General features: G+C 71.0%; 9 protein-coding genes. 4 read left to right on the top strand and 5 right to left on the bottom strand.

The genetic code is table 11. The annotated features are described in order from the left end of the window. Positions 1–2: 2 nt before the first annotated feature. Complete coding sequence (locus tag ACZ5MC_RS00900) at positions 3–1847, top strand: tetratricopeptide repeat protein (protein ID WP_306598375.1); 1845 nt, start codon at positions 3–5, stop codon at positions 1845–1847. 4 nt (positions 1848–1851) lie between these two features. Next, positions 1852–2553, top strand: coding sequence for a hypothetical protein (locus ACZ5MC_RS00895; RefSeq protein ID WP_464516847.1), 702 nt, complete (start codon positions 1852–1854; stop codon positions 2551–2553). Between the two features lie 3 nt (positions 2554–2556). On the opposite strand, the gene ACZ5MC_RS00890 is transcribed toward ACZ5MC_RS00895, so the two are convergent. Genes ACZ5MC_RS00890 through ACZ5MC_RS00870 form a run of 5 tightly spaced genes read right to left on the bottom strand, consistent with a single transcriptional unit; the run spans position 2557 to position 9295 of the window. After that, the gene (locus ACZ5MC_RS00890) at positions 2557–4491 is read right to left on the bottom strand and encodes an APC family permease (protein ID WP_306598373.1); all 1935 of its coding nucleotides are present in this window, start codon (positions 4489–4491) and stop codon (positions 2557–2559) included. Positions 4492–4529: 38 nt separating this feature from the next. Next, the gene (locus ACZ5MC_RS00885; RefSeq protein ID WP_464516846.1) at positions 4530–5438 is read right to left on the bottom strand and encodes a hypothetical protein; all 909 of its coding nucleotides are present in this window, start codon (positions 5436–5438) and stop codon (positions 4530–4532) included. Then, the gene (locus ACZ5MC_RS00880; RefSeq protein WP_306598371.1) at positions 5438–8137 is read right to left on the bottom strand and encodes a patatin-like phospholipase family protein; all 2700 of its coding nucleotides are present in this window, start codon (positions 8135–8137) and stop codon (positions 5438–5440) included. Before ACZ5MC_RS00880 ends, ACZ5MC_RS00885 begins: the two co-directional genes overlap by 1 nt. Beyond that, complete coding sequence (rph, locus tag ACZ5MC_RS00875) at positions 8134–8862, bottom strand: ribonuclease PH (protein WP_373432530.1); 729 nt, start codon at positions 8860–8862, stop codon at positions 8134–8136. The genes ACZ5MC_RS00880 and rph overlap by 4 nt, the downstream gene beginning before the upstream one ends. Positions 8863–8866: 4 nt before the next feature. Further along, positions 8867–9295 (bottom strand): RpiB/LacA/LacB family sugar-phosphate isomerase, encoded by a 429-nt coding sequence (locus ACZ5MC_RS00870; protein ID WP_306598370.1) that lies wholly within the window; start codon positions 9293–9295, stop codon positions 8867–8869. Between the two features lie 30 nt (positions 9296–9325). On the opposite strand from ACZ5MC_RS00870, the gene ACZ5MC_RS00865 reads away from it, so the two are divergent. Further along, positions 9326–12538 carry a DEAD/DEAH box helicase gene (locus ACZ5MC_RS00865; protein WP_306598369.1) on the top strand — a complete coding sequence of 1071 codons (3213 nt, stop codon included), beginning with the start codon at positions 9326–9328 and terminating at the stop codon, positions 12536–12538. Then, positions 12535–13506: an SWIM zinc finger family protein gene (locus ACZ5MC_RS00860; protein WP_306598368.1), complete on the top strand. Its 972-nt coding sequence runs from the start codon at positions 12535–12537 to the stop codon at positions 13504–13506. Before ACZ5MC_RS00865 ends, ACZ5MC_RS00860 begins: the two co-directional genes overlap by 4 nt. Positions 13507–13517: the final 11 nt, after the last annotated feature.

The following is a 13517-nucleotide window of genomic DNA, read 5'->3' as shown; positions in this document are numbered from 1 at the left end:
CCGTGGCCACGCCCTTCGAACCTTACCTCCATCAGGCCAAGGCTCTGTTCGATGCCGGCGACATCGTGAAGGCCGGCCAGATCTGGCAGGCCATCCTGAAGCGGGACCCCGCCAGCGAGGAAGCCAGGGCCGGGCTCTACAAGGTCAAGGCCCACTTCGACGCGCGGGCCACCCAGGACGGCCTCCGGGCCGCCCCCGAGCCCGAGCCCAACCGCCAGACCCTCACGCCCCCCAGTCCCGAGGTGAACAGCCTGCTGGATGCCGGGTGCGCCCTCTACGACGCCGGGCTCGTCGCCAAGGCCGTCACCACCTGGGAACTGGCCCTCCGCCAGGACCCGGACAACGCCCTGGCCAAGGGCTACCTGGACGGGGCCCGGCGCAAGCTGGAGACCGAGGCCGCGCCCGCCGCCGCCCCGGAGGCCCCCCCTCCTCCCCCCCCTCCCGAGGACGAGACCGACAAGCTTCTTCGCGACGGATGCACCCTCTACGATATGGGCCAGGTTGAGGATGCCCTGAAGAAGTGGGAGCGCATCCTCGCCTCGGACCCCCACAACACCCTCGCCCTGGCCTATGCCAACGACGCCCGCAGGGACCTGGGCCTCGCGCCCGTGGCCGGGGGAGCCCGTCCCTCCCCGGCCCCCGCGGCCTCCCGGGAGGCCCGGGCCGAGGACGGGGAGACGTCCCGCGCGGACCAGCTGGTGCGCGATGGCGTCCAGATCTACGACATGGGAATGGCGGACGAGGCCATGGAGAAGTGGCGGCAGGCCCTGGCCCTCGAACCCGCGCACCGCGACGCCATCGGCTACCTGGAGATGGCCCGCCGCGACCTGGAGCAGGCCTCCCCGGCCAGCGCCCCGGCCAGGCCGGAGCCGCCTCCCAAGGCCGCCGCCGTCCCCGAGAACCTGGAACCCCGCATCCTCGCCGCGGAGAACCTGCTGCGCAACCAGAAGCACGAGGAGGCCGCCTTCGCCTTCCAGCGCCTCATGGAGGCCGGTTCGCGGGATGCGCGCGTCCTCCAGGGCTACCAGCAGGCCCGGGCCGTCCTCAGCGCCCGGGAGGAGACCCCCGCGGCTCCGGAGCCCGCCCCCCCGGCCTCCCCTGCCCCCGTGGACCCCCCCAGGTCCCTGACGGTCAAGGCTCCCCAGCGCAGCGGCCTGAAACTGCCCGCGTTCCTGGGCGACCACCCCCTGCCCAGGTGGCTGGACAGCCCCTCGCGGCTGGCCCTGGCCGGCGGCGGCGCCGTCCTGCTCGCCCTGGCCCTCCTGGGCTACCGCCATTTCCAGCGCAACGCCGCCCTCGCCCAGGCCGTCGCCGCCGCCAAGGCCAGCGCCATGGCGCCCATCGCCCGCCGCTCCCAGGTCGTCCACCTCGGGGAGACCCCGGATGAGATCCGGAGCGAGTGCATGCGCGCCCTCGGCGACGACCCCCTCACAGCCTTCTACCGGGCCCAGGAGCTGCTGCGGCTGGACCCGGGCGATCCGACCGCCGCGCAGCTCCTGGGGCGCGCCCGCGGGCGCCTGGCTTCGGTCCCGCCGGTGGGATCGGAGAAGGACCTGGAGCGCAGCATCAAGGACGGCGACCTGGAATCGGCCCGCAACGCCGTGGGCGACCAGCTCCGGAGGAACCCGGACGACCCCGACCTCAAGGCCCGGGCCCGCATGATCTACCTCGCCCTGGTCCAGGTGCAGGCAGCCGGGGAGCATTTCACGGAGGCCCGGGAGCTCCTCAAGCAGGGGCGGGCGATGTTCCCCCAGGACCGGACCTGGCCCGCCAGGCTCCGCCTCCTGGACGAGATCCAGTCCATGGGGAAGGCCACCCGGGCCGCGTGGATCCCCCTCCTGGGCTGACGCCGTGACCCGCCCCCAGTGCCCCAGCTGCCACACGCGAATCACGCCCTTGGCCCAGGAGTGCCCGGTGTGCGGGCTGGCCGTGCAGCGCCGGCCCCTGCCCCGCCCCCTCCTTTTCCAGGCCAGCGCCCTTTCCGGCGTGGCGTCCCAGCCCGGGGAGGAGCGCCAGAGCATTTCCGCGCCTGCCCTGGGCAGGGTGGAACCCCTCACCATCCTCGAGCCCATGGAGGCCCTCCCCGACGCGGCCCCGCCCATGCCGGAGCTCCCCGCCTCGCCCGCCCAGGACCTGGACCTCCTGGACTCCTTCTGGCCCGTGGTGAAGATGGAGGCCGGGGAGTTCGCGGCCCTGGCGGCTCTCAACGCCTTCCTGGCCCTGGTGGCGTGCCTGGCCTCGGGCGCCGGGCCCTCGCGCGTCTATGCGGAGTTCTGGGCCTACCTCCTGCCCCTGCACACCACCATCTCATGGGCCTTCCTCATGGTTCCCCTGGTCCTGGTGGGCCAGTCCCCCATGATGGGCGTCCTGCGCCTGGCGGTGGACACGGACCAGCCGGAACGCCGAATGGCCTTCTCCCTCCTGCACCTCGTCTCGGCCGGCGCCTTCCCGCTGTCCTTCCTGTGCATGGTGCTGACCCCTGACCACCGCACCCTGGCCGAGCTGCTCTCGGGCCGGGAGATCCTCCAGATGCCCTACGCGAGGATGCGGTAGCCGCTACTCAGGCAGGTGCATCCGAACCGACGTCACGATCACCCCGGGGATCAGCATCAGCGAGGCCTTGATCCGGAAGGCCATCTGGTTGTGAAGGAGCCGCTGCCACCACTTGGACGTGACGTACTCCGGCAGGATCATGGTCAGGCACACCTCGGGTTCGGCGAGCTTGAAGCGCTTGACCTCCTCCAGGATCGGCTCCACCACCTTGCGGTAGGGGCTGGGCACGCTGCGCAGAGGCACACCCATGCCGTAGTACGCCCAGTCCGCGCGCAGCTTCTGGATGGCGGGGCTCTCGTGGAACCCGTCGGAGCCCAGGTCCACGGTGAGGGCCTCCACGCGGTCGCCGGAGATGAGGCGGGCGTAGGAGAGCGCCTGCACCGTCCCCGCGTGCAGCCCGGACACCAGCACGATGGCGTGGTGCTTGGAGGGCAGGAAGGCGTCGGTGCGGCTCGCGGCCAGGGTCGACTTCACCCGGATGTAGTGGCGGTGGATGTTGAAGAAGGTCATGACCAGCAGCGGCACAAGGACGGTGACGATCCAGGCGCCGCCCGTGAACTTGGTGACCGCGATGTCGAGCATCACGATGCCCGCGGCGCAGGCGCCCACGCCGTTCACCGCGATCTTGGACTGCCAGTGGCGGCCGCGCTTGCGGTACCAGTGCACCACCATGCCGGTCTGGCTGATGGTGAAACCCAGGAAGACCCCCAGGGCGTACAGCGGCAGGAGCACGTCGGTGTTGGCGTGGAACAGCACCACCAGCCCCCCCGCCAGCACCGAGAGGATGAGGATGCCGTTGGAGAACACGAGCCTGTCGCCCATGCTGGTGAACTGGTTGGGCAGGAAGCCGTCCTTGGCCTGGAGCGCGGCCAGGCGCGGGAAGTCGGCGTAGGCGGTGTTGGCCGCCACCACGAGGATGGCGAAGGTGAAGCCCTGGACGACGTAGTAGTAGATCTTCGCAGGCAGCGACACCAGGACCCCGCCGGTGCCCAGCACCTGCCGCGAGAGGTTGGAGAGCAGCGTCTCCTGCACGAGCGTGGGGTCCGCGCTGTGGCGGTAGACCACGCCGTAGTGGTGGCTGAGGAGCGTGATGCCCATGAACATCGTTCCCAGCAGGAAGACCATCCAGATCATGGTCTTGGCGGCGTTCTGGCCGGGCGGGTCCCGGAACACCGGCACGCCGTTGGAGATGGCCTCGACGCCGGTGAGGGCGGTGCAGCCCGCGGAGTAGGCGCGCATGAAGACCCAAAGGAAGGCCAGCCCGGCCAGCCGCGGCGCCTGGTGTGCGGCGGCCTCCACATGCGCCGGAGCGAGTGCGGGGCCGAAGACCCAGCGCACGGTGCCGATGGCCAGCAGCCCCAGGATCGCGAGGAGGAACCCGTAGGTGGGGATGGAGAACAGCGTGCCGCTCTCCTTCACGCCCCGGAGGTTGGCCGTCGCGATGAACCCGATGGCCAGGAGTGTCAGGGAGACGTTGTACCCCTGGAGGGCCGGAATCGCGGCCGTGATGGCGGCGATGCCGGAGGAGACGGACACGGCCACCGTGAGGATGTAGTCCACCAGCAGGGATGCGCCCGCGGTCTGCGCGGCCATCTCGCCCAGGTTGTCCTTGGCTACGATGTACGCCCCGCCGCCGCCCGGATATTCGAGGATCGTCTGGCGGTAGCTGAAGGCCAGGATGATGAGCAGGGTCGTGATGCCCATGGCCACGGGCACCGACAGCCCGAACACGGCCGCCGCCGCGGCGCCGGCGATCACGGCGCCGCCGTGGCCCATGGCGGTGGAGAGGGAGGCCATGATCTCCTGCGTGGCGTACGCCACCGAGGACAGCGCGTCGGAGGAGAACACCGCGAGGGCGATCGGGTTGCTGATCCTGTTGTGGTGGGTCTCGTCGCTTGCCAGTCGGCGGCCGAGGAGGAGACGTCGAAAATCAGCCATAGTGCCCCGTGTGAGACTTCGCTTCCCTGGATTATGACTCAGGAACCCGCCCCGGAACCATCGGCGGATGGACGGAATCGCATGGCCTCCATCACGTGGACCTGGCCGTGCGCAACCGGCCAGAGCCAGCGCTGATGGAACTCCGCGGGCCTTCCGGGAAAGGCCCGGGCCACGTCCACCCCGCACAGGGGATCCTCCGCCTCCAGGGGGAGTTCCGACTCCAGCTGCGCGGTCCATGGCTCCGCGAGCGGGCCCAGCCGGAAGGGCGCCTCCCCGAAGAGCACGCCCCGGTCGTGCACCAGCCAGATATCCGCGCCGCTCCGCCCCAGGGCGGCCAGGAAGGAGCCCACGGCCCGGGCCGTCCAGGTCCGCAGCGCGGCCTCGAGGGGGTCCTCCTCCTCGTCCGTCCACGGGCTGGCGCCGCGGAAGGCCCGTTCCACGGTCCTCTGGGCCAGGACGCCGAACTGGCCCATCACGTTGGCGGCCAGGATCGTGCCGGGGCGGTGTTCCGCGATCCAGGCCCGCAGGGGCCCGGCGGCGGGGTCCAGGGTGCCCACCAGGCCCGCCAGGCGCCGCGAGGCGGCCCGGGTGGCCCGCACCCGCCCCGACCAGGGCTGGCGCGCGGTCCGCTGGGCGGTGGCCGCCAGTTCCTCCATTCCCCCCGTGAGGTCCTTGAACACCCACGGGGCCCAGCGCCTGTGCCGCACGAAGGTGAGCGCGCGGCTCCAGGGATCCGCGTCCCAGCCCACGGTCCCCGGCGGCGCCAGGAACCAGGGCACCTCCAGCCCCGAGCCCGCGCCCAGGATGAGCGCGGGCCCCCGCGCCTCCCGCAGGCCCTGGCCCAGGAAGGCCCGGGCGTGCTCCAGGTGCGGCGCCCACGCGCCCCGCTGCCGGGCCAGGAAGGCCCGCTGCTCCCGGGCCAGCGCCGACGCCAGCGTCCGGTCCATCACCGCTTCCATATGTCGAAGGGCTGGGTTCCGATGAGGGCGTTGAAGGAGCCCGAGGAGGCCCCCCACCCCGGCCCCGGCCGGTACTGGCGCATGAACCCGTAGCTCAGCTCGACGTAGAACCGCGCGAAGATGGTGCGCACCACCGCCCCGGTGCCCAGGAGGCGACGGTCCCGGAACAGGTCCTGCGCGCCGCCCGAGGCCACCGCGTAGTCCACCCTGGGCACCACCTGGAAGGAGAGCCCGAAGGGCCCCGCCATGCGAAGGGGCACTCCGAGCCGCGCCACGCCGAAGCCCGGCGCCTGGAGGCCGAGGGCCTGGGAGCCCACCAGGAAGGACGTCCCGCCCAGGTTCCAGAACCGGTCCAGGGGCAGGTTGCGGCCGTAGCCCCACTCCAGGTCCAGGTCCAGCCCCAGGTTGGCGCTGGCGCGGGCGGAGCCGAAGGTGGTGAGGCCGCGTGCGCGAATGTAGCCGAAGCGGAAGGTGCTCGCGGGCAGCTGGTCGGGGAGGCATTCCCCCAGGCCGTAGCGGCCCCGCAGCAGCAGTCCCTCCCGGGGGAAGGTGTGCCGGTCGAAATTGTCCCATTCCGTGGAGAGCTCCAGGGTGCGCTGGTGCCGCAGGACCCGGGACCCTGCCCAGTCGCGGGTCGCCTCCCGCCAGGTGGTGGCCAGTCCCACCTTGCCCGTGCCCATGTTGCCGTAGCGCACGGAGCCGCCCACGCCCAGGTCCTGGGTGGCGACCACGGCGCCCACGGCGCCCGGGGCCAGTTCGGCGGAAGGGTAGTCCGGGGCCCGCTCGAGGCGCTGGCGGAAGGTGGAGGCCCAGAACTCCATTGCGAACCCGGGGAACGACAGGAATACCGGGCCCTGCAGGGCGAGGGAGGCCATCTGCTGGAGCCGGTTGCGCGCGCCGGAAAGCTCCCCTTCCACGCCGAACCCCCCGAAGTTCTCCGTGCGGTAGGTGAGGCCCGCGGCCGCGCCCAGGCTGGTTTCGTAGCCCAGGCTCAGGTCCATCGCCATGGCCTTGTGGTGGACGGGGGTCAGCTCCAGGTCGGCGTCGGGCGTTCCCGCGGCGGGCCGGATCTGGGCGCGCAGCTCGGACAGGTGGAGCCTGCGCTCGGCCAGGTCGATGTCGTTGCGCAGCCGCGTGGTGTGGACGATGTCGCCCTTGGCGTGGGCCAGGAGGCGCTGGAGGTACCGGGACTCGAAGTCGGCCCGCGCCCCCCGGACCAGGACCTCCCGGATGGCGGGCTCGTGGACCACCACGAGCAGCTCCCCGCTCGTCTCGTCGAATCCGGAACCCCGCACGTCCACCAGCGGCGTGCCGGCGGTGACCAGGTGGTGCACGAAGCCGCTGAGGAAGGTGCCGAAGGCCTCGGGATTGAAGGGTTCGCCGACGGTGAACTGGGCCCGGGCCGGATGTTCCAGGACCCGCACGAGGCGGGGGCTGCCCTGGACCGAGATCGAGCGGATGCGGCTGAAGGGCGTCACGTCGATGCGCAGGACCTCGCCGTCCACCCGGGCCGTGGCGTCCCTGGCCCAGCCGTGGAGCAGCAGCTGCTGCAGGGCCACCAGCACATCCTGGCGGTGCACGGGCAGTCCGGGCGGCAGGACCCGGGCCAGCATGGCCGAGGCGGCGGGTTCCAGGGGGCGGATGGTGTTGACGGCCACCGCCGACACGGGCAACCGGTCCCGGTCCCCCTCGAGCCCCAGCATCGCCTGCTTCAGGGCCGGCAGGCCGGCGTCGAAGGCGGTCCGGCCGGCCTGGATCATGGCGGGCAGCTGGCTCCCGTACTCCAGGAAGTCCGTGGTCTTCAGCTCGGGCCGCACGAGCACCGTCGCGGCCGCGCGGCTCTCCCACTGCCGGCGTTCGACCACCAGGTCGAGGCTGCGCGCGGCCAGGGAGAAGAAGTTCGTCACCGAGGCCTTCTGGAAGGGCATGCTCACGTCCACCGCGAGCACGACGTCGGGGTGGAAGATCCCCCGGGCCGTGAAGACCGGCAGGTTCTCCACCAGGGCCCCGTCCACGTAAGGCTGCCCGTCGATCACCACGGGACGGAAGGCCCCGGGCACGGCCATGGAGGCCCGCAGGACCTCCACCAGGTCGCCCCGCTCGAACACCTTCCCCCGGCCCGTCTCCAGGTTCGTGGCCACGACGCGCAGGGGGTGCTTGAGGCGGTCGTAGTCCCCTCCGGAGAAGTAGTCCGCGCGGGTCATGAGCCCTTCCAGCGTCTTTCGGATCTCGACGCCCTCCCGCAGCGCCAGGGCGAAGGACGGCGCCCCCTCCTCCAGGCGGAACGACATGAGGGTGCCGTTCTCGGCCTCGTCCTCCTGGAGGGTCCGGCCCAGGGTCCGCCCCAGCGGGTCCAGGAAGGACCGGTTGAAGTCCACCCGGGTGAAGAGCTCCTCGATCTCCCGCCCCGAGAAGCCCCCCGCCATCAGCGCGCCCATGAGGGCCCCGGCGCTGGTGCCCGTGATGCTGTCCACGGGCATGCCCACTTCCTCCATGCGCTCGACCACGCCGATGTGGGCCACGCCCCGGGCGCCGCCCCCGCTCAGCACCAGGGCCACGCGCGGGCGCCCCGGGAGCTCCACCTTCGGCGAGAAGGTGAAGACCATGTCGGGCGGAACGACCTTGACCTCGAACGCCCCCTGGGCGAAGGCCAGGGCGGGCGCCAGGAACGCCGCTCCGAGCCTCATCCCAGGGCGACGGCCTTGCGTTGGGCCTCCATGAGCGCGGCGCATCCCGTCAGCCCCAGGTCCAGGAGGGACGTGGCCTCGAGCCTGCTGAAGCTGCGGCCCTCCCCGGTGGACTGGAACTCCACCACGGCGAGTTCGCTCCCGGCGCCCGTGGGGCGCGAGGCAACCAGGTTGCAATCCACCGCGGCACGGTGGTCCTCCTCGTATTCCAGGTCCAGGATGAGCCCCTGGCGCAGGCCGGGGCACCCTTCCAGGATACCAACGCTTACGGCCGCCACCTGATGGATCAGCGCCTTTTCCAGGCCCCGGGCCTTGAGGGCCAGGGCCAGGGCGACCCAGGCGCCGGTGATGGAGGCGCAGCGCGTCCCGCCGTCGGCGTTGACCACGTCGCAGTCCAGGGTCAGCTGCACCTCTCCCAGGGCCGTGAGATCCACCGCCTGGCGCAGGCTCCGGCCGATGAGGCGCTGGATCTCCACGGTCCGGCCCTGCTGCCTCCCCTTGGCCGCCTCCCGCGCCGAGCGCGTGTGGGTGGCCCGGGGCAGCATCCCGTACTCGGAGGTGATCCAGCCCTTGCCCCTGCCCCGCATCCAGTCCGGCACGCGGTCCTCGAGGCTGGCCGAGCAGAGCACGTGCGTGTTCCCCAGGCGGACCAGGCAGGAACCCTCCGCATGGAGCTGGACGCCCGTCTCGAGCGTCAAAGGCCTTGATTCTTCTGGCATTCTCATCGTTCTAGGCTCCCGGTTCGATCTTTTTCACCCTAAATTCGTGCCTGCCCCCTTCAAAGGGGGTTTCCAGGAAGGTTTTGAGGTAGTATTCAGCTTGAAGCGGATCCGTCAGCCGCTGGCCGAAAGCGATGGCGTTTGCGTCATTGTGCATCCTGGCCAGCCTGGCGTGCTCGGGTGAAGTCACCAGGGCGCAACGGAGGCCCCTGTGGCGATTGGCTGAAATGCTGATGCCGATGCCGGACCCGCAGACCAGCACAAGGCGTTCCCACGAGTCCATACCTTCCGCAGCCCGGTGCGCGAAATCCGGATAATCCACAGAGGCATGGCCATAGGTTCCAAAGTCCACCGCCTCGTGTCCCTGGGCCAAGGCCCACGCCTTCAGGCGCTCCTTGAGGTCATAACCTGCATGATCGCTAGCAAAGCCGATTTTCATGATGCTTCTCCCATTATTGAGGGTAACTGAATGACCCGGCCCATCCTCCAGTATCGTCCACTGGACCGGGGTTTTCTCCTCTGCATGCCCGGGGAGGGCAGCAGCCAGGACTGGCAGCGGACCCTGAGGACGCTGCCCGGCAACCTCCACGGCCGCGACCGGCTGACGCCCGCCCGGGCGCGCCTTTTCCTGCCGGATTCCAGCCTGGTGGAGACCCACACCGTGCCCCTGCGCTGGCAGCGGGCCCTGCCCTGGCTGGCCTCCATGGCCACCGATCCGGAGAAGGTGGGCGGCAGCCTCGCCTTCTGGGCCTCCGCCCTGCGCCTCCTGCAGTCCATGGTCATGCGCGGCGCCCTGCTCCCCCAGCTGGACACCCGGGGCAACCCCTGGCGGGCCACCTGGGGCATCAGCCTCACCAGTCCCGCCGACCGCCAAGCCCTCGATGAGCTCCTCAAATCCATGCCCCCGTCGGTGCTCGCCTTCCCCGAGGACGACGGGTGGATCTTCACCAAGGGCCTGGCCCTGGGCACCCTCGAGACCGAGGACGTGGACGACGACCTGGCCCAGCCCCCCGCGGCGGCCTTCATCCTGAAGGCCTTCCTGGAGGACGGCGCCGACTTCCTGGTGCGCTTCGTGGCCGGCTCCCTGCGCCAGGGGGAGGACCCGCGCCTCGGGCTCATCCACCGGCTCCGGGGGCACAAGCGCGATCGCCTGCCCTGGGACGAGCGCCTCATGGTGGCCCTCAGCCACCCCATGAACGAGTTCCCCACCATCGGCGTCACCGAGCGCACCCTGGGCGAGCAGCTCGAGCAGTGGAGCGAGGGCGCGCGGGTCCAGTGGATCCGTCCCAGCCTGAAGCTGGAGGCGCCCCCAGTGCCCGCCGAGGTGGATGCCATCCAGGAGGCCGACCGTCTCTCCGAGGGCGGCTGGATCCTCCGGGTGGGCCTGGAGACCCAGGAGGAGGACTTCATCCCCGTGGCCCGCCTCTGGGAGCCTTCCGTGGAGCCCGAGGTGCTGGAGGCCCGCAAGGTCCTGCTGCGCGGCCTGGCCCGCGCCATGCCCTTCTTCCCGCCCCTGCAGGGGGCCCTCTCGGGCAAGCAGCCCGAGGATCTTCCGCTGCTGCCCACCGAGGCCTGGCAGTTCCTCACCCGGGGCGCCGCGCAGCTCAAGGAAGCCGGCTTCCTCGTGCACATCCCCGAGCAGCTCGCGGAATTCGGCGGGGCGAGGCGCCTGCGCGCCAAGGTCAAGCTGGGCGCCCGGCGCATCGAGGCCGCGGGCGACGAAGGCGCGGTGCAGGAAGGGCTGGACGGTTCCGTGTCCGCGGACTGGTCCCTCATGCTGGGGGACGACACCCTCGACCTGCAGGACTTCGCCCAGATGGCCAGCCTCAAGCATCCGCTGGTGGCCTGGAAGGGCAAGTGGGTCGCGCTCGACCCCGAGACCCTCAAGCAGATCACCCAGGTCATCCAGGCCAGCCGCGGCGCCGGCTTCGAGAGCATGAGCCGGGGCGAGGCCCTGGCCGCCGCGCTCACCGGCAGCGCCCACATCCCGGGCGTGTCCGAGGCCATCGAGGTGGAGGTGGCCGGCGACTTCGGCGCGGCCCTGGAGGACCTGAAGGTCCTGCCCGACAAGCCCATCTCCCAGCCCGCGGGCTTCAAGGGCATGCTCCGCCCCTACCAGCTCCGGGGTCTGGCGTGGCTGGAAGGCCTGTCCCGGCTGGGCCTGGGCGGCATCCTCGCCGACGACATGGGCCTGGGCAAGACCATCGAGGTCCTCGCCCTGCTCCTGCACCGCCAGCAGCAGGACCCCCACGTGGGCAACCCCACCCTCCTCATCTGCCCCACCTCCCTGCTGGGCAACTGGGAGCGCGAGATCGCCAAGTTCGCGCCCACCATCCCCTTCTTTGTGCACCACGGCAACAACCGGGACCGGCTGCCCAAGGTCTTCAGGCCCCACACCATCGTCCTGACCACCTACGGGGTGATCCGGCGGGAGGAGGAGGTCTTCGGCGCCCGGGCCTGGTCCATGGTCGTCGTCGACGAGGCCCAGGCCATCAAGAACGCCGGCTCCTACCAGGCCAAGGCCGTGCGCAAGCTGCGCGCGCCCTTCAAGCTGGCCCTCACCGGCACGCCCATCGAGAACCGCCTCCTGGAGCTCTGGTCGATCCTCGCCTTCGCGCTTCCCGGCTACCTGGGCAGCGAGTCCCGGTTCAAGGACCAGTTCGCCTCGCCCATCGAGAAGTACCGCGACGCCGACGCCGCCACCGAGCTGCGCCAGCGCGTGGGTCCCTTCATCCTGCGCCGGCTCAAGACCGACCGCTCCATCATCCAGGACCTGCCCGACAAGAACGAGATGAAGGTCTACACCCAGCTCACCCGGGAACAGGCCGCCCTCTACCAGGCCCGCGTGGACCAGATGGAGAAGGACCTGGAGGCCGCCAACGGCATCGAGCGCCGGGGCCGGATCCTCGCCCTTCTCACCCACCTCAAGCAGATCTGCAACCACCCCTCCCAGTTCCTCAAGCAGACCGGCCCCTACAAGGGCCGCAGCGGCAAGCTCGAGCGGCTCACCGACATGCTCGAGGAGGTGCTGGAAAGCGGGGAGAAGGCCCTGGTCTTCACCCAGTTCAAGGAGATGGGGGACCGCCTGCAGATCCACCTCAACGACGTCCTGGGCTTCGAACCCCCCTTCCTCCACGGCGGCTCCAGCCGCGAGCAGCGCGACGAGATGGTGCGCAGCTTCCAGGAGGACGAGGACGGCGCCAAGGTGATGCTCCTGAGCCTCAAGGCCGGCGGCGTGGGCCTCAACCTCACCGCGGCCACCCACGTCTTCCACTTCGACCGCTGGTGGAACCCGGCCGTGGAGGACCAGGCCACGGACCGCACCTACCGCATCGGGCAGACGCGCAACGTTCAGGTGCACAAGTTCATCACCATGGGCACCCTGGAGGAGAAGATCGACGGCATGCTGGAATCCAAGCGCGACCTCGCGGACCGCGTGGTGGGCACGGGCGAGGGCTGGCTCACGGAGCTGGACGACGACGCCCTGAGGCGGCTGGTGCTCCTGGAGCCCGACGCCGACATCATGGGCGAGGAGGAGGCCAACGGCAACGGCCACGCCGCCGCCGTCCTGCCTGAAGAGGACCCGTCCGAGGATGACGTCAACGACGTCCTCCCCGCGAAGTCCCGCACCCCGGTGAAACGCAAGCCCAAGCCCGCCCTCCGGAAGGGGGTGCTCTCATGAGCCAGATGAGCGAACGTTTCGGCACCACCTGGTGGGGCCGCCTCTGGATCACGGCCCTGGAGCAATTGGGCGACGACTTCGAGAACCGCCTCCCCCGCGGCAAGAAGTACGCCGAGGAGGGCGCCGTCAGCCACTTCACCGTGACCCCGGGCGAGATCCAGGCCAAGGTGCACGGCCGCAAGACCTACAACGTGACGCTCGGGCTGCCCGCGCTCTCCTCCTCCCAGTGGGAGAAGGCCCTGGAGCGCATCTACGCCGAGAGCCGCTTCGTGGCCTCCCTCCTGGCCGGCGAGATGCCCCAGGGCCTGGACGAGACCTTCCGGGAATCCGGCGCAAGCCTCTACCCGCGGGTGCCCAAGGAGCTGCAGACCCACTGCGACTGCCCCGACTGGGCCAACCCCTGCAAGCACGTGGCGGCGGTGTGCTACATCATGGCCGAGGCCCTGGACCGCGATCCCTGGCTGCTCTTCGACCTGCGCGGGCGCACCCGCGAGGACGTGCTCGCGGCCCTCCAGGGGTACATGGACGCCGCCTCCGCCGAGCCCGCCCCCCGCAAGCGCGGCCGCCCCAAGAAGGTCGTCTCGGTGGTGGACCTGCTGCCCCGGCGCAACGAGATGGTCGAGCCCTGGCTGCGGATGTCCGACGAGGCCTTCGACACCCCGCCCGTGCCCATCCCCGAAGTGGCCCTGCCCCGGGCCATCCCCGCGGACCCCTCCGTGTTCATCCAGCTGGGCCCGCTGCCCCACGCCCGCATCGAGGCCAGCCTGTGCCTGGCGGCCCTCATGCACCGCACCGCCCAGGTGGTGCAGATCCAGATCGAGGAAGGGGTCGGGAACATGGAGGAGCCCGAGGCCCAGCCCGAGGCCGCCGCGGAACCCGCCGCATCCCCCTTCGAGTCCGCCATGCCCGCCCAGCCCAGTGCCAAACCTTGGCGCCACAGCAAGAAGCGTCGCTGGGGCAAGGGCTGAACCCCAAGGAG

The sequence above is a fragment of the Mesoterricola sp. JemC181 genome, from assembly GCF_055384585.1.
The sequence above is the reverse complement of the archived record's forward strand: the minus strand, read 5'-3'. Positions and strand labels throughout refer to the sequence as shown.